The organism is Luteibacter sp. P1_D3 (assembly GCF_056406135.1).
On sequence record NZ_JBFUAT010000009.1, the window covers coordinates 78410 to 100099 of the forward strand.

Here is a 21690-nt window from a genome sequence, read left to right on the forward strand (position 1 = left end):
TCACCGTCATGGCATCCGTCGTCGGAAGTGGCGTCAGCAGCGCGTCGCCACGTGCGTTTTCCGACATTGACCACCGAAAGACGCAAGCGTCGCCAAGCGTGACAAGCGTTGGCCTGTGTTAGCGTCAATTGGTTCACTCTTACGCACGTTGCCACCTTGGTCATTCAACCCACCCAACCTATAAACGACGATCCCACGCTCACGACACGAGACGCGGCGCGCCTGCTCGGCATTTCCGTCAGCACGGCGCAAAAGTGGATCGAGAGCGGTGCGCTCGAATCGTGGAAAACGCCCGGCGGGCACCGCCGCATGCGCCAAAGCGCCGTGATCGCGCTGCTCGAGGAGCGCACGGCGATGTCCGCCGACACCGTGCTGGCCATGCCGCAGGAGCTCCGCGCCGAGCGTTGTCCCACCTATCCGGTGCCGCCCAMCGAGGCGGCACGCCTGCGCATGGTCGGACGCACGGGTCTGCTCGACACCCCGGCGGATCCCGCCTTCGACCGCATCACCAAGCTTGCGCGCCTGGTTGCCGGCACGCCGATGTCCGTCATTTCGCTGCTGACGGCCAGGCGCCAATGGTTCAAGTCAGCCTTGGGCACCAGCCTGAAGGAAACGCCGCGCGACCAGGCCTTCTGCAACCAGGTCATCCTCAGCGACGAGATGGTGACGATCGAGGACGCGCGCGAGGACGCACGCTTCAACCACAACCCGCTGGTCACGGGCGAGCCCCACCTTCGCTTCTACGCCGGTTGCCCCTTACGCGGTCCGGACGGTCACACGCTGGGCTCCCTGTGCGTCGTCGATCGCACGCCCCGCCGACTGGATACCATGCAGAAAGAGGGCCTGCGCGCCCTGGCGGACATCGCCGAAGACGAGATCCGCCTGTACATGCTGGAGCGCGGGCGCCGCTGGAGCTAACCTGGCGCTGGCGCCCACGGGTCGTAACTGCCGAAGTACCACAGGTGGCCCTCGGGATCCCGGGCGGAGTAACCGGCGCCGCCGTATTCCTTTTCTTCGTAGTCGTCGACGATACGCGCGCCGCGGGACCGGGCCAGTTCGTAATGCGCCCGCACATCGCTGACGATGACGCAGGCGCACTGGGTTTCCCGGCCACCGGTCTCGTCAGGCTGGATCATGTGCTGGCTGAAGGGCGTGTCGTCGCGCACGGAGCCGAGCATGACCATGCCACCGCCGAGCGTCAGCTGGGCGTGATCGACGAGGTTCGGCTGCTCCGCATTGACGTAGACCGCGTTCCGCGCGAAGCCGAAGGCGGTACAGAGGAAATCGATCGCTTCGAGCGCGTTCCGGTAACGCAGACAGGGAATGATCGTGCTGTTCATGGCGCGGGCTCCTCGTCGGGGAGCCCATACGTTACGCCAATTCCGCGACCGCGCGGCGCACATTGTCGATGCCGCCGGCCTGCGAATTCGTCGCGCGGGCCACGTCGGACACGCGATCCAGGAGCGCGCTGACCGACGCGAGGATATCGCGCATCGCCGCGCCCGCCTCGCCACTGCGTTCGCTACCTTCGCGAACACGGTCGAGGGTGCTCTCGATCAGCGTGCGGATGTCCTTCGCGGAGTCGGCACTACGTTGCGAGAGCATGCGCACCTCCTGCGCCACCACGGCGAAGCCTTTGCCGTGGGTTCCGGAGCGCGCCGCCTCGATGGCCGCATTGAGCGCGAGGATATTCGTCTGGAACGCGATCGAGTCGATCAGGCCGACGATCTCGGCGATATCCTGCGCACCTCCCTGGATAGCCGCCATCGTCGCAATCACGGCTTCGACCATCGCGCCGCCATCGGCGGCGGAACGGCTGGCGTCGTTGGCCAGCGCATTCGTCACGCGCGCCTGTTCGGCGATGGCCGGCACGGTGTCCGCCAGTTCGGTAAGCGATGCATGCAGCGTTCGCGTGGCGCGCGTCTGTGCCGACACGTCCGTGGCGTACTTCACGACCTTGAACGGGCGACCCGCCATATCGAGGATCGGGTTGTAGCTGCCCTGGATCCACACTTCACGGCCGCGCCGGTCGACGCGACGGTACAGCGACGAGTCGTACTCGCCCCGCCCCAGCTTCGCCCAGAACGCCAGATACTCCGCACTTTCACGATCCGCGCGGTCGACGAACATGCGGTGGTGCTGGCCGATGACTTCGTCGCGCGCGTATCCCATCGTCGCAAGGAAGTTGTCGTTCGCATCGAGGATGACCCCGTCGAGACTGAAGCTGATGACGGCCTGGGCCTTGTCAATCGCCGCGAGCCGGCCCTCCATGTCGGCGGCGCGGAGGCGCTGCTCGGTGACGTCGGTGGCGAACTTCACCACTTTGACGGGACGCCCGCGGCGATCGAGTACCGGGTTATAGCTGGCCTGGATCCAGACTTCGCGGCCGTTGGCGCCGAACCGGCGATACAGGCCGACATCGGGCTCGCCCTTGCCCAGACGCGCCCAGAAATCCGCGTATGCCACGCTGGCCGCCTCCGCCGGGTCGACGAAGATACGGTGGTGCCGACCGACGATGTCCCCGCGCGCGTAACCCAGCGCGGCGAGGAAGTTGGCATTCGCATCGAGGATCGTTCCGTCGAGCGCGAACTCGATGACAGCCTGCGTCCGGTCGATCGCCGCGATCTTGCCGCGCATGTCGGTGCGCGAACTCCCGAAGAGGTGACGAAGACGCGTGAGGATGTCGATGCGCATGAGGTTTACCTGCCCGGTGACGATGGTTCGCCCATCGTTATCGACGCCTGCGCGGCAACGCTTTATGCGCACTGCCGAATACGCGTAGCGTTGGTCGGCCATCGCCGCAGATGCGGCTTCCACATTTGGCAGGTTCAACGGATTCGGTTTATTCGACGACGCCGATGTTCAACAGACGCGAATCCGTGCGCCCGTGATCGTCGATGACACGAATCAGAAAACGCCCAGTGCGCTCGGGCGCCCACATGAGCGATTGGCCACTCGCCACACTGCCGACATAGGCGTCGTCGACGAACCAGTACAGGGTGCGTGATCCGGCGTCCGTCGTCGCCGCGAAGCCGATACGCTCGTTGCCCAGGCGCGACACGCGAATCTGGTAAGTGCTTCCTTTCAGCGGCGAGGTGATGCTCGGAGGATCACCCGCCAACTGACCGCCGCCCTGGCAATCGGGCAAGGGCGGTGGCGCGCGGCGTGCCATACCCGCCTGCGCGAACACACGAGCGAGATCGGACGGCCAGTATTCGTAAACTTCCGTGCGCGTCCGTTCGGGGTCGTAGGGGGGGCATGCCGGCTTTCCACTGTCCTTGTCCACGACGACGGGGCGATGGATGGTGCTGACGCGGATCGGCGACTTGCCCGGGATGAACCAGGTGCTGCCGACCTGGGGGCACCACGCGTTCGGCAGGTCGCCGCTGGCCAGGCAGATCGGTACGCGACGGAGGTTGGGTGGATTTCGCCGGATCGGCTCGGCCAGCCCCGGGCGTTCGGCACGCAGGGCGTCGGCGACACGAAAAAACAGCGGTGCAGCCGCATCCACGCCGACGAAGGCGGGATTGCCGCTACCGTCGAAATTGCCGATCCATACCACCAGCACGTAAGGGCCGAAGCTGCCCGCCGTCCACGCATCCCGGAAGCTCCACGAGGTGCCGGTTTTCCAGTACAGCGGCAACCGCGACGGCTGGGCCGCCACCACATCGTCCGGCCGGGGATTCTGGCGAAGCATGTCCATGACCATGAAGCTCGCTTCCTCGCTGAGCATGCGCGTGCCTTTCGTCCGCGGCTGCTCGGCCAGGGTACGCAAAGGGCGCAGCTCGCCGCGGTTGGCGAGCATGGCGTACAGGCCACCCAACTCCTGCATGGTCACTTCACCACCGCCGAGGACGAGCGCGAGCCCATAGTGCTTCTCGCTGGCCATGCGCGAGATGCCGGCATCTTGCAGGAACTGGTAGAGATTCGGGTTGGCGAGCCGCGCGGCGATCTGCACGGCAGGGATATTGCGACTTCGCACCAGTGCCTGGGTCGCCGTCACCGGACCGAGGAAGTGGCCGTCGAAGTTCTCCGGTGTGTACGGGCCGAACGCCGAGGGCACATCGCGCAGCACCGTCTCCGGATGAAGCAGACCCTGATCGAAACCGAGGCCGTAGATGAAAGGCTTGAGTGTGGAGCCGGGAGAGCGTTTGGCTTGCGTGCCGTTTACCTGCCCGTAGATCGACGAGTCGAAGTAGTCGGCGGAGCCGACCATCGCCTTGATGCCCATGTCGCGGGTATCGATGAGGATCGCGGCGGCGTTGCGGATGCCGCGATCGCCGCTCCGTTGTACGTACTGGTGCACCTGCCGCTCGAGGCTGTGCTGCAAGCCGAGATCGAGCGTGGTCGTGACACGCATGTCGTCACCGCCGTCGAGCCGACGTTCCGCAAGCACCTGCTCGACGAAGTGCGGCGCCTCGAACGGCAGGCGCGACAGCGGGCGGAGCCGCAGGGGGAGTTCGAACAGGGGCGCCGCATTCGCGTCCGTCGGGTGCTTCAGCACCCACCGGTTGAAGAGACGATCACGCGAGGTCTTCAGCGCGGCATCGATCACGGCACTGCCGTTGACATTGCCAGGCACGCCGCGCGACGGCTCCTGCGGTATCACTGCCAGCGTCAGCGCCTCTGGAAGACTCAGACGCGACGGCGCCTTGCCGAAGTAGGCGAGGCTTGCTGCGCCGACACCCTCCACATTGCGGCCGTAAGGAGCGGCGTTGAGATAGGCCTCGAGGATGTCGTGCTTGGAGTAAAACGCTTCCAGCTGCAGGGCACGCATCGCCTGCACGAACTTGCCACCGGGATGGCGTGTATCGAGGTGCCAGATCAATCGCGCCAGCTGCATCGTAATGGTCGAGCCACCCTGCGGGCTGCCATGCCTCACGTACGTTACCCATGCGCCGCGGACCAGGCCCCATGCACTCACGCCGGGATGCCAGCGGAACCAGCGGTCCTCGTGCAGCAGCACGCCATCGACCAGGGCGGGCGAAACATCCTCGAGCGGTACCCAGAGGCGATAGCGCTCATCGCTGGCGAGGGTGAGCCTAAGGAGGCGTCCGTCCGCATCGTAGACGGCCGTCGACGACGGGAACCACGCGCGGAGTGGCGCGTGTGGCCAGAGCCGCACGCCGACCGGCACGGCGACAAGCAGCAGCAACGCGACGAGCGCGTTGTGCCATTTGATCCGACGGAGGTGATAGATGACTTTCATCGTTACAGGCGCGTGCTTATAGGCGGGGGCCCTTCGCTCTTTGTGGGAGCCGATTCATCGGCGAATGGGTGCTCGCCGAATCCTGGCGTCCACCCACCCGGGCCCGCTGGCGCGGGATCGCCGATGAATCGGCTCCTACACTGCGCTTAAGGCTTGCGCTCCACGGTCATGGTGCCACCGCCGGGTGCGCGCGCCTGGACGCCACGGTCGTAAAGCGATTCGATCAGCGCCGGCGGGATCACGAACTTGCCGGCATTGGTCGCCTTGATGCGGTAGATGAACTCCTGTACGTCGGTGCTTGCCACACCGTAAACCACGACACGATCCTCGCGAACGTCCGCATACTCGGGTTTCCAGGTGGACTCCGGATTGCCGATGGGCGAGTGCCACGCGGGCGTATTGTCCTCTTCACTCTCGGCGGCGCCTTCGCCGTCTGCATCGGCGTCACCACCATCCTCCGCCCCCGACGACTCCGACGTTGCTTCATCCGACGACGGCGTCGCATCCGTCGCGTCTGCCGCATCCGCCGGCGCGGCCGTCGACAGCACGGGTTCGAAGCCGCCCGGCAACAGATCGACGATGGCGATGTTGTATGCGTCGTGATCGGTCGTGGAACGGACCCTCACGTGCACGTCGATCTCGTCACCGGTTTCGACCTTGTCGATCGATTTGCCCTTGGTGTCCGTGTACGTACGGGTGATCTCCAGACCGTCCTGGCGCGTATCGGACGAAGGCTTGCGGTCGAAACCGGTCTGCGCAACGCCGTACCAGGCCGTCGCATCGGCATCGTTCACCAGACGCAGGCGTTGCGCGCCCGCCGCCCAGTGAGCGTCGACCAGCGATCCCTTCACGGCACCGATCGGTGTGACCGCGCCGCTTGCCGCGACCGAGCCGATCGATAGCTTGCTCACGTCGCCACCAGCCTGCGACGCCCAGGCATCCAACGCCATGATGATCATGCCGGACGACAGCGTGTTGTAGTGCCCCTTGGCGAGCGGACGCACGAGGTTCTCGATCGTTTCCGGCGGCAAGGCCTTCGCCTGGTCCGGGAAGTGCCTGGCCAACAGGTAGAGCACCGATGCATCACGGATAGGCGTGTCGTAGTAGTCCTCGTAACGATAGGCCTCGTCCGTGGGCTTGCGCGCAAGCAGCTTGCGTGGACGAGCCATCAGGTCACTGGCCAGCTTGTCCTGATGCAGCAACTGGTACGACGCGGCGAGCCACGCGGCGGCAAGGTCGTCACGCCACTCCTTGGGGTAGACCTCGTCGAGACGACGCTGCACGGAAGCCAGGTCGTTCGTGGTGACATTGCCCTGTCGCGTGAGCAGGTAGATCGCATACGCGCGTTGACGCATCTCCACCAGGGAATCGCCGCTATCGTCGGCAGCGATCTGGCGCAGGGCGCTATCCGCCGAGGCCAGGAGGTCGGCCGGCACGGTCACCCCGTGATCGCCCGCCTCGACGAGGTAGTGGACGGCGTAGTCCGTGGCGAACACATGCGTGTCCGGCGTGGCGGTCCACAATCCAAAGCCACCCTGTCCGTTCTGGCGAGCACGCAGCACGTCGAACAGCGCCGCGACCGGATCGGCCGGCGGCGTCTCGTCTCCGGCCATGCGCGCCGGCTTGATATCGCCGAACTCCGGGCGCTTGCCCAGGATCAAGGCCGGCATGGCAGCGCTGATGACCTGTTCGGTGCAGTAGTGCGGGAAGTCGATCAGGTACGTGGCCAGGCCACGCGCCAGCACCACGGGCACGGTGGAGAAGGAGGCATCGCGCTTGGCGTACTCATCGTGCATGTCGCGCAGCGATGTCACGTCGGCACGACCGTGGGCATCGACGCGGCCGAAGGCGAGATCGGTCCGCAGCGGCGAGGCAGGCCGGACGGAAAGGTCCACGCTCTGCTTCGCCGACTTGCCATTGAAGCCGGCGGTGAACGTCATGTTCCCCGAACCCAGCTTCTCCGTGGCGCGCACGCGGAAGATCGCCACGCCCTCGCGCATTTCGCCGAGGTTGAGTGTGCTCGTCGCGTCGCCGACGATCTGCAACTGCGGGCCGAGCTTGAGGCTCACTGCCACGGGCACCTCCTTGCCGCCCAGGCCGGTGAGGTTGTTCGCCACACCGACGCTGATTTCCGCCTCGTCACCCGGTGCAAGGGTCGTCGGCACATTGGGCGAGAGCACGAAGTCGCCACGAACCGTGGTCTGGCCTTCGAACGTGCCGATCTTCTCCGGCGAGACACTCACCGCCATGACGCGCAGCTTGCCGTTGAAGTAATCAGGCACCTTGTACGTGAGGTCGCGCGAACCATCGATATCGACGATACCGGACCAGTACGCCACGGGCTTGTCCCGCTTCCGGCGGAAGGGGTTGAGCTGGCGGCCAATGGCACCGTCCGCATCGCCACCGGGCGCGGCCATCGTCATCAGCTTCTGGAAATCCGGAATGATCAGGTCGAGGATCTGCGACGTGGAGACCTCGAGCATCCGCTTGCGGAAGAAGTACTGCAGCGGATCACCCAGCTTGTAATGCGCCACCTGCAGGATGCCTTCATCCACGGCAAAGACCACGGCGCGCGTCGGCGTTGTCGAGGTCACATGGAAGGTAACCGTATCGCCAGGCTTGACCAGTTGTGGCGACTCCACGCTCAAGGCATTGCGCCGCGCATCCATGTTCACCGAGAACGGCACCACGCCGAACGACAACGGGCTCATGAAGATCTCGTCGGATGACGGATCACGCACGTACTGCACGTTGATGTAGCCGTTGCCCTCGAAGTCGGCTGGCACCGTGATGTGTTGGACCGTGCTCGTCGCGTCGGCATGGAACCAGGCGTGGGCATACACCTTGTCACGCTCGATCGTGATCAAGCCACTGCCCGCATAGGGCGCGCGGATGGCGATGTCTACCGCTTCCCCTGGCGCGTAGTCCTTCTTGGACAAGGTCAGCTGCAGCTCGGCGTTGCGCTCCAGCGAGCGCGAGACGTTGCCTTCGCCGGCGACCGACCAGGCGACGCGATTGATTTCCTTCCCCTCGGCATTCTTGAGCACGAGCGCAAAATTGCCCGGCTTGTCGGTCGGCAGCGCCACGTCGAGGCCACCCGCCGGGATGGTCAGCGGCGTTTCGGACACGGTGGTCTCGCGGGCCTTCGACTCGTACTTGAAGACGCCCGAATCCTGCTTGGTCAGCACGGAGACGAAACGCGTTTCGACGATCGCCTGCTTCAGGCCCTTGAGATCGATGCGCCTGGCGGACGAGTCGATCGCCACGAGGTTGACGCTGCGTTTCGCGTCGCGGCTCACATAGTCCAGGTTGTCGACGGCTCTGTAGCCGACGAGCCAGTTGTTCGACGACACCATACCCTGCGTGGCAGCGGCGACACTGCGCCCGCCCTCCGCTTCATAGGCCTTGGCAAGGAAATACAGCTGGTAGGTGGCGTCGGCGTACTTGGAAAGGTCCAGCGCAAACTCCGCATGGCCCTTGGCGTCGGTTTTCGCGTCGGCAAGCTTTTCTTCGAAGCCTTCTTTCGCGCGGCGCACGTCGTAGAAGTGGTAGTCCTTGTAACTGGGGAACGAGGGGAAGGCGGGACGCAGGACCAGCGAGCCTTCCACGCGTCGATCGGCCGCCGGCGTGCCGAACAGGTTCTGTACGTCGACCAGTGCCTTCAACGGCGCAGGCTTCACCCAGCCTTCGGTCACCGCCGTGGAAAGCTTGGCCGACACCTTCATGCGATCGGGCTGGAACTCCTTGACCTGCACCGTGGTACTGCCGATTTGCGAGTACGGCTTGCCGTCCTTGGCGATGTACAGGTTCACGGTCCAGTTGCCGGTCGGCGAGGTCTCGGCCGTGGTGTGGTCGAGCTCGGCAAACCCGGCCGCATCCATTGAGACGATCTGCTGGCGTACGGTCGTGCCACGCGGGTCGACCACCTCGGCGATCAGCGGCATGCCCGCGACGCTACGTGTCCAGCTGTTCGCACGGACGATCATGCCGATGTGGAAGAGATCGCCCGGACGATAGATGCCGCGATCGGAGAACAGGTAACCGGACAGCTGGCCCTGGCTATGTGCGTTGGGCTCGCCACCGATGTCGAAGCGCGAGAAATCCAGCGTGCGGTCGTACGACGTCACCGGCAGGAAGGAGAGGTCCTCGCCCTGGCGCACCACGTACATCGCCGGCGCCTTCTCCTGCGTGAAGCCCTTGAGATTGGCGAAGTGCGCACGACCATCCGCGCCGGTGTTCTGGGTGAACAGCGTGCTCCCGTTCTTCGCGATCACCGCGACCGAGGCACCGGACACGGGTGCGCCGGTCCGGATGGACTGGACAAAAATGTCCTGGCTGCCATCCATCGACTTCTTGGCGATCACGCCGAGATCGGTGATGACGACGAGGCGCTCATCCTTCGGCCAGTCGTACGGCACGCTGGCGCTGTCGTCATCGTCCTTCGCCGCCTCCGCCGCGGCGGCATCGGCATCGGCGCCGGCATCGCGGGCCGCGGCTTCACGGGCTGCCTTGACCCGGCGATCCCGCGCTTCCTGCACGGCCTTTTCGTCGTAGCCCGAGAGCTTGAGCAAGAATACGCCGCGCTTGCCGGCGGCTAGGTACTGGCCGAGGTCAAAGCCCTCGTAATGCGCTTTGCCTGGGCCCTCATCGGGGAAGGAGACCGACTTCACGAAGCGGTCGACGATATGGTCCGAGGTGAATCCGTACATCTCGGGCTTGGCGTAGCTGCCGGAGTTGAGCGATACCAGGTGCTGCAACTGGTCGGGCAAGACACGGCCGACTTCGATGCGCATGCCCGGGATGTTCCGCGAGACCACCGAGATCCGCTTGTCAGCGCTCAGCGACAGCAGGGAACCGTCTGCCATGAAGCGAAGCAGGCGCGGGTAGTCGGGCACGGTGAGCAGGTCCACGCGCGGCTTAGCCATCACATAGCCACCGAACGAGGTCATCCCCTTGTCGATCCGCACATAGATCCGCTGGCCCGGCTGGGCGTGGTAGCGGAAGCTCTGCGCTGCCGACCAGTCGTTTTCGGTCGGGACGATGTCCGGCTTGATCGAGGTGAAGGAACGCAGGTCGCTGTCGCCGATCGTGTCGAGCGACCAGGCATGCTTGCCGTCCTCCGGCACGACCCAGACGTGCAGGTGCTTCGCGAGTTCGGCGTCGCTGACCGGGCCGCCGAAGTTCATCACCACGACTTGCTCCGGCTCGAAACGGGCGTTGTCGACGAGGGTCGCCGAGACATCGTCGAGGGTGAGGCTGTAAAGCCCGGGCACACGCACGGCAGTCTCGAGCGCCTTGTCGGTGCCGTCGCCACCACGACTGCTACGCACGCCGTCGTCCATCTTCAGGCCAACCGAGCCGTCGTCACGCGGTAGCTGCAGGGGCTGCGAGTGAACGAAGGCGTTGAGGTGGTGCTCGTCGTAGGTGACGCTGAACTTGAGCTCCGCGCCACGTTTCTCGTTGCGGTTGCGCAGGTCGAGCGCGAGGCGCTTCTCCAGCTGCGCGGCGTCCACCGGATAGTTGAAACCCAACTGGACGATCGTCTTCTTCTTGGTCGGGTCCTGCGGGTCCTGATAGAACTCGCCGTTGACCACACGCGCCGTGAAGGGCGCCGTGGCGACCGTGAACTGGTCATCCGCCAAGAGTACATGTGGCGCGAACACCTTGGTCTTGTCGAAACGGACCTCGATCTTTCGGCCCACCGGCCAGTCGGCGGCGGGGACGAAGGTCAGCACGCGGTCGTTGTCCCAATGCCACTGGCCGGGAAGCTTCGGATCCATGGCGATGCCGTCGGTGACCGGCTTGCCCAGCGACTCGAGCTTTGCTGCGGACGCCGAGAAGGTGACCGTGAGCGGATGGACGGTCACCGGGACATGCTCGTAGTCGCTGACCTCCGGCGCCGGCGCCTCGAACGTGATCCGGTTCGGCTCGACCTGCTTCGGTCGGTTCTCCCACCAGTGCCAGCCAAACCATCCGGCGGCGACCAGGACAAGCACCCCGGCCATCGTCCCGGCGAACTTCAAGGGATGCTGGCGGGCGGCCTGGCCGGTGGCCGGCACCCATGCGGGTGCAGACCAGGACATGTTCCCGAAGACAGGGCGCAGGGCCGTACCGAGCAGCCAGAGCAGGCCGCGCAGCAGGCGCACGGGCAACGACGCGATGAAACGAAGCAGATCCATGTTTCCCTTCCGACCCGGTTGGTTCGTGTAACGGCGTGACGCCGTGCCCCGCGGATACGTCGATGCCGTCCACGCGCCCGGGGCGGTGTTTCGGCAGTCTGACGTCGATCCCCAGGATGATGCTGCGCGCGACCCCTGCCGCAGCGGCGTCCGGATTCTGACATGGCGGCGCCAGAGTTCGGGTGTTTTCGAGGCATTCGCGTGAGGCAATCAATCCGCAATAGAAGAAATCGGAATAGTTGAGCGAATCCGCCAGCTCGTGACCGGTCTCACGACGGGAACAAAACGACATTCAACCGAGCCCCGACTTGCGATATCGTCTGCTGGCAGGGGAAGCGAAGGGGAAAGGGATGTACGACGAGGCGAAAAGTCCTTACGAGCGGTCGCTCATCGCCAGTGACCGGGAATTCCGGGAATTGGCCGATTTCGCGCCCGTCATGATCTGGCGCTCGGGTACGGATCAACTCTGTGACTGGTTCAACACGCCATGGCTCACCTATACCGGCCGTTCGATGCGGGACGAGGTCGGCAATGGCTGGGCCACGGGGGTCCACCCGGAAGACATCGATCGATGTCTGGCCACCTACGTGGGCGCCTTCAAGGCACGCGAGCCCTTTTCCATGGAGTACCGGCTGCGTCGTCACGATGGCGAGTACCGCTGGTTGCTCGATAACGGCAAGCCGTTCTATCGCGACGACCGCTTCGCCGGTTACTGGGGGAGCTGCATCGATGTCACGGCCCACCGGGAGGCGGCCCGTGCGCAGCGGATCCTGGTCAACGAACTGAGCCACCGGGTGAAGAACACCCTTGCCGTGGTCCAGGCCATGGCGACCCAGAGCTTCGGCGAGGATCGACCGGTCGGTGAATCCCTGGAGGCCTTCGAAAGCCGGTTGCGGGCATTGGCCGGCGCGCACGACCTGCTCGTCACTTATGCCTGGGAAGACGTCGCCTTGCGCAACGTGGTGGAGGCGACCGTCGCGCCCCATGACCCCGGTCACGAACGCGTCGCCATCGATGGCCCTCCCCTTATGCTGGCCCCGGCCACGGCCGTCGCGATGGCCATGGCAGTACACGAGCTGCTGACCAACGCCGACAAGTACGGGGCATTGGCGGTTGGTTCCGGGCGGGTGAGCCTGAGCTGGCGCTTCGACCCCGACCTGGAGCGCGTCCAGATCATCTGGAAGGAAACCGGGGGGCGACCTGTCGAACCGCCCGTCCATCGCGGCTTCGGCGTCCGCTTCATCGAGCGCGTCCTGGCGGGTCAGGCGGGTGGCGAGGCCGCTGTCACCTTCGAGGAAGACGGCGTCCGCTGCCATTTCGAGGCGCCGGCCCGCTCCTGGCGCCACTCGACTGAAAATTTTCGTACCCCCGTGTCGATTGGCTGAGGGCACAATCGACGTAGTCATGAAGGCCGGGAACCTGTCCCGGCCATGACGACGGAGAAGGCGCATGCGTTTCATGGTGATCCTCAAGGCGACAAAGGCATCGGAAGCCGGCGAGATGCCCAGCGAGGCATTGATGACGGCGATGATCAAGTTCAACGAGGACATGGTGAAGGCGGGGGTGCTTCTCGCCGCCGACGGACTGCGTCCGAGCAGCGACGGCGCGCGTGTCCGCTTCGACGGTGACCGCCGCGAGGTCATCGACGGCCCGTTCGCCGAGACCCGTGAGCTGGTCGCCGGCTACTGGCTGATCCAGGTTCGCTCGCTCGACGAGGCCATCGAGTGGATGAAGCGTGCTCCCAACCCGATGGAAGGCGAAGCCTCCGAAATTGAGATTCGTCGCATGTTCGAGATGGATGACTTCGGTGAAGAGTCCCTGACGCCCGAGGCTCGCGCCACGGTTGAACGCATGCACGCGGAAGTCGCGGCAAAATCCTGATCAGCCCCTTTTGACGAGGAACGCCCCATGACCGTCACTCCTTATCTCTCTTACAACGGCAACTGCGAGGAAGCCTTCGAGTTCTACGCGAAAGTGCTTGGCGCGAAGATCATCATGATGGCCCGCTACAAGGACATGCCCGCGCAGCCGGGGCAGCCCTCGATGCCTCCGGGGACCGAAGAGAAAGTAATGCACGCGCGCCTGCAAATCGGCGAGCAGTGGCTCATGGCCTCCGACAGCCCGCCGCACATGCCTTATCAGGGCATGCACGGTGTATCGGTCGCCCTGGGCTTCGACAAGGCGGCCGATGCCGATCGCGTCTTTGCTGAACTGTCCGAGGGCGGCAGCGTGCACATGCAGATCGCCGAGACCTTCTGGGCCGAACGGTTTGGCATGTTCACCGACCGATTCGGCGTCAGCTGGATGATCAACGGCGCTGAAAAGCGTCCCAATCCCTGAGCCGGAGCAGCCCATGCGCTTTCTGATCGTACGTAAGGCCGATGCCGACAGCGAAGCCGGTGCCGCGCCGAGCCGTGAGTTGATCGACGCCATGGCCGAGCATCTCGATGCGCTGGCCGCGGAGGGCCGCTTCCTCGCAGGAGAGGGCCTCAAACCGAGCCGCGACGGCGTCCGCATCCATTTCGTCGACGGCCGCACGCCGGTGATCGTGGACGGTCCCTTCGCCGAAACCAGGGAACTGGTTGCCGGCTTCAGCATCATCGAGGCCGACTCGATGGAGCAGGCCCTCGCCTGGGTATCGGGATGGCCCGAGGAAGACGCGCACGGTGCGGCCGAGGTGGAAGTCCGACCGATCGGTTGCCCCGGCGGCCTCTCGGGTTTCGGCGACCCCGCCGAGGGGGACTCCGATCGGCCGCGCTACATGGTGATGTTGAAAGCCAACGCGCGGAGCGAAACGGATTTCGATCCGGGCCACGAGGTCCTTGGCAAGATGATGGAAGCGAACAAGGCCGGCCACGAGGCCGGCTTCCTCATCGCCGGCTTCGGGCTTTCCTCGAGCCGGCACGCGAAACGCGTGCATTTCGGCAAGGGCCACTCCTCCGTGATCGACGGCCCGTTCGCCGAGATCAAGGAGATGATCGCGGGGTTCTGGGTGCTGCGCGTGGACTCGATCGATGAGGTCATCGCCTGGGCGCAGACCTATCCCTTCCCTGATGGCGACGAGGCCCGTCTCGAAATACGCCCGCTCTACGCGATGCGCGAGCTGCTTGCCACGCTGGAGTGATGCGGCAGCGCGGCTTGCCTGTCATGACGTCGGATGCTTTGATCCCACGTCATGACCGCCCGCGACGCCCACCGTACGATCGACGCGATCTGGAAGATCGAATCGCCCCGACTGATCGCGACCATCGCCCGCATGGTTCGCGACGTGGGGCTCGCCGAGGAGCTGGCCCAGGACGCCCTGGTCGTGGCGCTCGAGCAGTGGCCGACGTCGGGCGTGCCGGACAACCCCGGCGCATGGCTGACCCAGACGGCGAAGCATCGGGCGATCGACCGGATCCGCCGTGAGCGCATGGCTGGCCGTAAGCTCGAAGCACTCGGCAAGGACATGGAGGGCATGCTCGAGTCAGCCGACGACACCCTGATCGACGCGCTCGACGACGATATCGGCGACGACATGCTGCGGCTGATCTTCACCGCGTGTCACCCGGTGCTCTCCATCGAAGCCCAGGTCGCGCTCACCCTGCGCCTGCTCGGTGGCCTGACCACCGACGAGATCGCTCGCGCCTTCCTCGTTCCCGAAGCGACGGTTGCGCAGCGTATCGTCCGCGCCAAGCGCAGCCTTGCCGACGTCTCGGTCACCTACGAGGTCCCTCGTGGCGACGAGCTGAGGGATCGCCTTGCCGCCGTGCTCCGCGTGGTCTATCTCGTGTTCAATGAGGGCTATGCCGCGACGACCGGCGGCGACTGGATGCGCCCGGCCCTGTGCGCCGAAGCGCAACGGCTGGGCCGCGTGCTTGCCGGTCTGATGCCCGCCGAGGCCGAAGTGCACGGACTGGTCGCCCTGATGGAAATCCACGCTTCGCGTGCGGGCGCACGTATCGGTCCGGGTGGCGACCCGATCCTCCTGCTGGAACAGGATCGGGGTCGCTGGGATCGCCTGCTGATCGGCCTCGGCCTGAAGGCCTTGCAACGTGCGGAGCGGTTGGGCGGCGCGAAGGGACCTTACGCCTTGCAGGCCGCCATCGCCGCCTGCCATGCGCGTGCCGCGCGCGCCGAAGATACCGATTGGGCACGCATCGCCGCGCTGTATGCGGCGTTAGTCGCCGTGGTCCGGTCACCCGTCGTCGAACTCAATCGTGCCGTCGCCGTGTCGATGTCGGAAGGTCCCGGGGTCGCCCTCGATATCGTCGAGTCCCTGGTCGACGAGCCTTCGATGAAGGACTACCACCTGCTACCCAGTGTGCAGGGCGACCTGCTCTTCCGCCTCGGACGTTTTGCCGAAGCGCGTGAGGCTTTCCTGCGCGCTGCCGCCATGACACGCAACGAACGCGAACAGGCCTTGCTGACGTCGCGCGCGGCTGCATGTACCGAGTGAGAGGCGTATCGTCGGGCGGATGAACATAGACCGCCTCGACCACATTGTCCTCACCGTCGCCGATATCGATACGACGGTCGCCTTCTACACGCGCGTGCTCGGTTTCGACCTCGTCACGTTCGGCGAAGGTCGCAAGGCACTCACCTTCGGCCGGCAGAAATTCAATCTTCACCAGCAGGGCAAGGAATTCGAACCCAAGGCGAAGGCGCCCACGCCTGGCGCGATCGATCTCTGCCTCATCGCCAGCACACCACTCGACGAGGTGATCGAAGAACTCAACGCCCTCGGCGTCGCTATCGAGGAGGGCCCGGTTGACCGTACCGGCGCGACAGGCCCGATTCGCTCGGTGTACCTGCGCGATCCCGACCACAACCTGATCGAAATCTCGAGCTATGTGTCCGGCTGAACTCCTGCGACCGCTGGGGTGACAGGGAAGATCGAAGCGCGCTATGCTGCATCGCAAATGCAATGCAGGAATAAGCCCATGAAGTCCGCCACGATTCCTTCGATCCGCGTTGAGCCGGCCTTTCGCCAGCAGGCCGAGAGCGTCCTCCGCGACGACGAAACGCTTTCTTCATTCGTCGAAACCGCCATGTCCGAAGCGATAGATCGTCGCCGGATGCAGAGTGAATTCATCGCTCGGGGCATTGCTTCACGTGACGAAGCAGCACGCACTGGCGTCTATCACGCAGCTGCGGATGTACATAAGGATATCGCCGAGCGCCTTGCTTGGTCACGAAAAGCAAAGGGCAAGTAATGAGCTACGAGGTCCGCTACACGGATGCAGCGCTAGCGGACCTTCACCGCCTCATGGACTTCATCGAGGGAGTCGACTCGACCTTGGCTGACCGCGCGCTCGATGCGATCGTCCGAGCCTCAGCGGTACTCGAATCATTTCCGTTCACTTGCCGCAAGGCGTCGCCCGACAATCCGTTTCTGCGCGAACTTGTCGTATCGTTTGGTTCGACGGGTTACGTCGCACTTTTCGACATTGCGGGCAGCCGGGTGACGATCGTTGCGTTGCGCCACCAACGCGAAGACGATTTCCTCTATTGATCGAGGTCAGTGCTTGACTTCGATATCCACGTCCGCGCCATCGGGCAGATCGTCGAGTTGGCGGAGGATCGAACCGGTGAGCTCGAAGTGCTCCTTCGCGGGAACCGGATTCAAGTTCTCCACGGTGTATTCGCCCTCGACGAAGATCGGCAGCGTGACGTAGGTGTAGCACTCGCCTTCCGCGCGCGTCTTGCCAGCTTCGAGCAACGCCTCGATGAGACCCGGCAGCAACCAGTCGTCGGCAATGTCTTCACGCAGCAGGGCGTTGAACGCGTCCACGTTGTCCGCGACGCGCTCGACTTCGGCGGTGCCGGTATTGAGCCAGAAGATGCCGCCTGCATCCGCCTCGAAGAACATGTCGCCCAGGGCCGTGAACAGGAGGGGCGTGAAGGCGTCGCCGATGAGCCAGTTCCAGGATTCGGCAAGCGCATCGATCGCTTCCTTGTCCGGCGTGCTGATGAGGTCGTTCCAGGTAAGCGCCATGGGGCTGGCCTTCGTACGTATCGGGGAGGGTCCGGGCATTTTAGGCCGAATCCCTCTGCAGGGTCGCCTCAGCGATCCAGGCCGGCGATGACGGCGTCGACGAAGGCTGTGCGCGCCCTGGCCTGTTCGTCGTTGGTGGCCACCGGCCACGCGGCCATTTGCGCGATCACGAGATGACGGGCGGGATCGATGTAAAGCAGCTGCCCGAAGATGCCGATGCCAGCAAAAGCGCCGTCGTCGTAGGTCCACCACTGGTAGCCGTAGCCGCGGCCGGGAACGCCGATGTCGGCGTGCTTGCGCGTCGCGTCGGCAAGCCAGCCGTCCGCCAGTACGGGCTTGCCACCCGCGATACCGCCATCGAGCAGAAACTGTCCGAGGCGCGCGTAGTCGGCCAGCGTGGCCGAGACACCGGAGCCACCCGCCTCCGTGCCGTCGACCTCGTCCTTCAGCCAGAGTGCGTCCGATGCCATGCCGTATGGCGTCCAGATCTTCTCGGAAAGATAGGCGGCCAGCGTCTTGTGCGTCGCGCGGGTGACGAGGATACCGATCAGATCGGTCTCGCCCGTCTTGTAGACCCAGCGCTCGCCCGGCGCGAATTCGCGCGGCAGCGGCGCCATGTAAGTGACCAGCAAGGGCACCCCGGGCTGACGCCTGCCTTCATACATCATGGCGACGTCGGACTTCGGATCGACGTAGTCCTCATTCCAGCGGACCCCCGAGGTCATCGTCAGCAGCTGGCGCACGGTGACGTCGCGATACGCGCCAGCCGCCAGTTCGGGAAGGTAGCGCGTCACTTTGTCATCGAGGCTGTGGATCGAACCGTCGCGCAGTGCCGCACCGACCAGGGTCGAGGTGAACGACTTGGCGACGGAGAACGATGTCCAGCGTGTCTCCGGTGTCGCGCCGAGGCCGTAGCGCTCGAGGCGCACGTGACCGTCCTGCACCACCATGACGCCGGCGACGTGATGCGCCGTCATGTACGTATCGAGCGTGCCCCCGTCGGCGAAACGAAGTGACAGCGGCGGGCCTTCCGGCAACGGGTGCGCGATGCCGTGGTGGACGACGTTACTGGCGTAGTGCGTTTCCATCGCGCGGAACGCGGCATCGCGCTGCGGCTGGTTCCAGAACAACACATCGGTACGCCGGGCGTGCGGCGTGGCGCACGCGGCCAGGACGAGGGTGGCGGCGAGAAGGAAACCGCGTACCGCTGTCATGTCGTCTTCCTCGCACGGCGACGCACTTCATAAGCACCCAGCGCAAGCGAGGCCAACACGAAGGGACCCAAGCCATAGATCGCGCGATACGCCAGCAAGGCGGCGAGTACCTGTGCGCGCTGTTCCTGCGGGAAGGCGGCGAGCGTGATCGCCTCGAACGCACCGATGCCACCGGGTGTGTTGCTGACGATACCGGCGAGGATCGCGCCCACATAGATCGGTGCGAAGTCGAGGAAGCTTCCGGCGATGTCCGTCGGCAACAACAGGTACATCGCCGTGATCGCGCCGATCATCTCCACGACGCCGATCACGATCTGCGCACCGGCCGACCGGGCCGATGGCACCGGCGTGGTGAACTTCCACAGTTGCAGTTCGTCGTGCTTGCCCGCCAGCCAGCGCAGCAGGAGGACGAAGAGAATGATCAGGCCCATGCCGAGCCATCGGCCCCAGCCGTGGGCGATCGCCGGCTCGAGCATCAACGCGATGGCGGTGACACCCGCGAAACCCATGCCCACCGCAAAACCGACCAGACCGACGACGCGGGCGACATCCGGCGCGCTGACGCCTTGCGTGGAAAGCATGCGGTAGCGCAAGGCGGTCCCGGTAATCGCGTGGAAGCCGAGCGCATTACAGACGGCGTGCGTGGTCACACCGGAGAAGATCTTCATCCGCATCGAGACCTTGCCGGGCACGACGGTTTCCACGGCGAAGACGTCATAGGCGGTGAGGCAGGCCCAGCTGACCAGGGTCGCCAGGATCGAGCCGACGACATGCCACCGGGGAATCCGCTCGATCGCGGCGAGCACGTCGTGCCACGCCATCCTCGCGATATAGCGGTGCAGCAGGAAGATCGCGCCACCCACGATCGCCGCGGTAAGCAGGTACTTGATGGCATGGGTCGCGATGACCCTGCCGCCCTGGTTGTCATGCCCTGCCGTCACTGCGTTGCCTGGTTCGCCGGGTGGTGGTTCACGAAAGGCGGGCATCATCCCACGAGCCGGGGCCGCCCGGGGCCCCGACGACCCGGCCATCGCGGATTTCGAAGGTGTGGCCATCCAGCGCATCGACATCGGCGGGGTCGTGGGTGATCACCATGAGCTGGAGATCGTGGCGCGCCTGCAGCGCCAGCAGTTCGGCACGCATACGCCCGCGCAGCGCGGGATCGAGGGCGGCGAAGGGCTCGTCGAGGACGACGATCCGGGGCTCGGTCGCCAGGGCCCGTGCCAGGGCGACGCGTTGGCGCTGGCCACCGGAGATGCGCGACGGGTAGCTGTCGGCGATGTTTCCGAGCTCGAGGCTATCGATCCAGCGCTGCACGCGCGCATCCCTTCGGCGTCGTCCCGGATTCAGCCAGCCACGGTCGAGGCCGAAGCCGATGTTCTGTGCCACGGTGAGATGAGGGAACAGGGCGTAATCCTGGTAAACATAGGCCACGTCGCGCACACGGGTGGGCAGGTCCACGCGCGACGCCGAGTCGTACAGGACGCGGCCATCGATGAGCACGTGGCCCGCGTCCGGCGTGAGCAGGCCGGCCACGGCGCGAAGCGTCAGGCTCTTGCCCGAACCTGACGGCCCGAACAGGACGATGCGCCGTTGTTGCGAAGCGATCGTGACATCGAGTTCGAAATGGCGTTCGTCCGAACGCAGCGTCTTGCGGATAGCGATATCGACACTCATGGCCGCGACCGCCGCAGGTGATCGGGCGCCAGCCAGCCAGCGAGTAGCAAGGCGATCACGCAGGTCACCGACGTCACGGCGACCATCAGGCCCGCCGTCCCGTCGTCACCGGCCTGCACCGCGGCGTAGATCCCGACGGACAAGGTTTGCGTCCGACCCGGCAGGTTGCCGGCGATCATCAGCGTGGCGCCGAACTCGCCCAACGCCCGCGCGAACGCCAGCAGCGCGCCGGCCGTGATGCCACGTGCCGCCAATGGCAGGGAGACACGAAAAAACACGGCCGCCTCGCGCAGGCCGAGGACGCGCGCGGCACTCTCCAGCTGGGGATCCACCGCCTCGAACGCCGCACGAGCGGCCTTCTGTACCAACGGAAAGGCGACCAGGGTGGAAGCGATGACCGCCCCCTGCCAGGTGAACACCAGTTCGACGCCGAGCCGGTCCAGCCAGGCACCGAAGATGCCACGTCGACCCAGCAGGACGAGGAGGTAGTAGCCGAGCACCGTCGGCGGCAGCACCAGCGGCAGGGTGAGGATGGAATCGACGACCTCGCGCGCAGGCGAGCGCCACCGCGACAGACCAAACGCCACCGCGACACCCAGCACCAGGTTGATGGCCGTCGCCCACAGCGCGACCTTGAGCGTGAGCGCGAGCGGTACCCAGATGGCGCCCACCGGCACTCAGGGTGCCTGGAAGCCGAACCCGGCGAGGATGCCGCGCCCCTCGGGCGACTGCACGAAGGCCTCGAACGAGGCCGCCTCCCCTGACTGTTTCGAGCCGGCAACCACGGCGATCGGGTAGGTGATCGGCTTCGGGGTCGGGACCGTGGCGGCCACGTCGACCTTGTCCTTCACGATGCTCGCGTCCGTGGCGAACACAAAGCCCGCGTCCACTTCGCCACGGGCCACGTAATCGAGGCTCTGGCGAACATTCTGTGCCAGGACGCCCTTGGCCGATACGACGTCCCACAGGCCTTGCTGCTCGAGAGCGGCTTTGGTGTACCGGCCCACGGGCACCGACGCGGGGTCGCCGTAGGCGACGCGCTTGATGGTGTCGGCCTTGAGGTCGGCCGGCGACGTCACCCGTGCCTTGCTGCCTTTGGGAACGATCAGGACCAGGCGATTGCTGGCGAAATCCCGGCGGGTGGCTGGGTCGATGGCCTTCGCCTCCGCCGCCTTGTCCATGGCGGTCTGGTCCGCCGAGGCGAAGACATCGGCCGGCGCGCCGCTGGCGATCTGCCGCAGGAGGACGTCGGAGGCGGCGAAATTGAGTACCACATGGGTACCCGGGTGCTTGCCCTCATAGGCCTTGCCCACGGCCTGGAAGGCGTCGGTCAGACTGGAGGCGGCCGAGACCACGAGGTCGGCGGCCGCAGCGCCGCCGGAACCGATGATCAGGATGAGCGCGACAAGCGGGCGAAGGCGCATGGAGTCGGTC

At 65.4% G+C, this 21690-nt stretch carries 19 protein-coding genes and 1 pseudogene; 9 read left to right on the forward strand and 11 right to left on the reverse strand.

Annotated elements, in window-relative coordinates; translation table 11 throughout:
* Positions 1-156: 156 nt before the first annotated feature.
* The gene (locus AC1DYM_RS08510) at positions 157-918 is read left to right on the forward strand and encodes a GAF domain-containing protein (RefSeq protein ID WP_477337543.1); all 762 of its coding nucleotides are present in this window, start codon (positions 157-159) and stop codon (positions 916-918) included.
* Here AC1DYM_RS08510 and AC1DYM_RS08515 read toward each other — a convergent pair.
* From AC1DYM_RS08515 to AC1DYM_RS08535, 5 genes and pseudogenes are all read right to left on the reverse strand, one after another.
* Positions 915-1340 carry a VOC family protein gene (locus AC1DYM_RS08515; protein ID WP_477337544.1) on the reverse strand — a complete coding sequence of 142 codons (426 nt, stop codon included), beginning with the start codon at positions 1338-1340 and terminating at the stop codon, positions 915-917. The genes AC1DYM_RS08510 and AC1DYM_RS08515 overlap by 4 nt on opposite strands.
* 31 nt (positions 1341-1371) lie before the next feature.
* Positions 1372-1872, reverse strand: a complete 501-nt coding sequence (locus AC1DYM_RS08520) for a methyl-accepting chemotaxis protein (RefSeq protein ID WP_477337578.1) — start codon at positions 1870-1872, stop codon at positions 1372-1374.
* A gap of 30 nt (positions 1873-1902) precedes the next feature.
* A pseudogene (locus tag AC1DYM_RS08525) lies at positions 1903-2637 on the reverse strand (PAS domain-containing protein); the annotation flags it as partial.
* Between the two features lie 205 nt (positions 2638-2842).
* Positions 2843-5209, reverse strand: coding sequence for a penicillin-binding protein 1C (gene pbpC, locus AC1DYM_RS08530; protein WP_477337545.1), 2367 nt, complete (start codon positions 5207-5209; stop codon positions 2843-2845).
* A gap of 146 nt (positions 5210-5355) precedes the next feature.
* A complete protein-coding gene (locus tag AC1DYM_RS08535; RefSeq protein ID WP_477337546.1) occupies positions 5356-11388 on the reverse strand; it encodes an alpha-2-macroglobulin family protein in 6033 nt (2010 codons plus the stop codon).
* Between the two features lie 308 nt (positions 11389-11696).
* Here AC1DYM_RS08535 and AC1DYM_RS08540 point away from each other — a divergent pair, with 308 nt between their 5' ends.
* The 8 genes from AC1DYM_RS08540 (at position 11697) to AC1DYM_RS08575 (ending at position 16882) form a co-directional block, all read left to right on the forward strand.
* The gene (locus tag AC1DYM_RS08540) at positions 11697-12773 is read left to right on the forward strand and encodes an HWE histidine kinase domain-containing protein (RefSeq protein WP_477337547.1); all 1077 of its coding nucleotides are present in this window, start codon (positions 11697-11699) and stop codon (positions 12771-12773) included.
* Positions 12774-12837: 64 nt separating this feature from the next.
* A complete protein-coding gene (locus tag AC1DYM_RS08545; RefSeq protein WP_477337548.1) occupies positions 12838-13269 on the forward strand; it encodes a YciI family protein in 432 nt (143 codons plus the stop codon).
* 27 nt (positions 13270-13296) lie between these two features.
* Positions 13297-13728 carry a VOC family protein gene (locus AC1DYM_RS08550; protein ID WP_477337549.1) on the forward strand — a complete coding sequence of 144 codons (432 nt, stop codon included), beginning with the start codon at positions 13297-13299 and terminating at the stop codon, positions 13726-13728.
* Between the two features lie 13 nt (positions 13729-13741).
* On the forward strand, positions 13742-14512 hold the full coding sequence (locus tag AC1DYM_RS08555) for a YciI family protein (RefSeq protein ID WP_477337550.1): 771 nt from the start codon (positions 13742-13744) through the stop codon (positions 14510-14512).
* Between the two features lie 51 nt (positions 14513-14563).
* Positions 14564-15826: an RNA polymerase sigma factor gene (locus tag AC1DYM_RS08560; RefSeq protein WP_477337551.1), complete on the forward strand. Its 1263-nt coding sequence runs from the start codon at positions 14564-14566 to the stop codon at positions 15824-15826.
* 19 nt (positions 15827-15845) lie between these two features.
* Positions 15846-16232, forward strand: coding sequence for a VOC family protein (locus AC1DYM_RS08565; RefSeq protein WP_477337552.1), 387 nt, complete (start codon positions 15846-15848; stop codon positions 16230-16232).
* Between the two features lie 78 nt (positions 16233-16310).
* Positions 16311-16583 carry a YlcI/YnfO family protein gene (locus AC1DYM_RS08570; RefSeq protein WP_477337553.1) on the forward strand — a complete coding sequence of 91 codons (273 nt, stop codon included), beginning with the start codon at positions 16311-16313 and terminating at the stop codon, positions 16581-16583.
* Positions 16583-16882, forward strand: a complete 300-nt coding sequence (locus AC1DYM_RS08575; protein ID WP_477337554.1) for a type II toxin-antitoxin system RelE/ParE family toxin — start codon at positions 16583-16585, stop codon at positions 16880-16882. Before AC1DYM_RS08570 ends, AC1DYM_RS08575 begins: the two co-directional genes overlap by 1 nt.
* A 6-nt stretch (positions 16883-16888) precedes the next feature.
* On the opposite strand, the gene AC1DYM_RS08580 is transcribed toward AC1DYM_RS08575, so the two are convergent.
* The 6 genes from AC1DYM_RS08580 to modA all read right to left on the reverse strand — a co-directional run bounded on the left by AC1DYM_RS08580 (position 16889) and on the right by modA (position 21680).
* Complete coding sequence (locus AC1DYM_RS08580) at positions 16889-17365, reverse strand: T6SS immunity protein Tdi1 domain-containing protein (RefSeq protein ID WP_477337555.1); 477 nt, start codon at positions 17363-17365, stop codon at positions 16889-16891.
* Positions 17366-17433: 68 nt separating this feature from the next.
* Positions 17434-18579, reverse strand: a complete 1146-nt coding sequence (locus AC1DYM_RS08585) for a serine hydrolase domain-containing protein (protein WP_477337556.1) — start codon at positions 18577-18579, stop codon at positions 17434-17436.
* Positions 18576-19568, reverse strand: coding sequence for a lysylphosphatidylglycerol synthase transmembrane domain-containing protein (locus AC1DYM_RS08590; protein WP_477337557.1), 993 nt, complete (start codon positions 19566-19568; stop codon positions 18576-18578). Before AC1DYM_RS08590 ends, AC1DYM_RS08585 begins: the two co-directional genes overlap by 4 nt.
* Entirely contained in the window at positions 19549-20256 is a 708-nt protein-coding gene (locus AC1DYM_RS08595; protein ID WP_477337558.1) for an ATP-binding cassette domain-containing protein, read from the reverse strand. Before AC1DYM_RS08595 ends, AC1DYM_RS08590 begins: the two co-directional genes overlap by 20 nt.
* Positions 20253-20927: a molybdate ABC transporter permease subunit gene (gene modB, locus AC1DYM_RS08600; RefSeq protein WP_477337559.1), complete on the reverse strand. Its 675-nt coding sequence runs from the start codon at positions 20925-20927 to the stop codon at positions 20253-20255. The genes AC1DYM_RS08595 and modB overlap by 4 nt, the downstream gene beginning before the upstream one ends.
* A 6-nt stretch (positions 20928-20933) precedes the next feature.
* Positions 20934-21680: a molybdate ABC transporter substrate-binding protein gene (gene modA / locus AC1DYM_RS08605; protein ID WP_477337560.1), complete on the reverse strand. Its 747-nt coding sequence runs from the start codon at positions 21678-21680 to the stop codon at positions 20934-20936.
* Positions 21681-21690 lie beyond the last annotated feature (10 nt).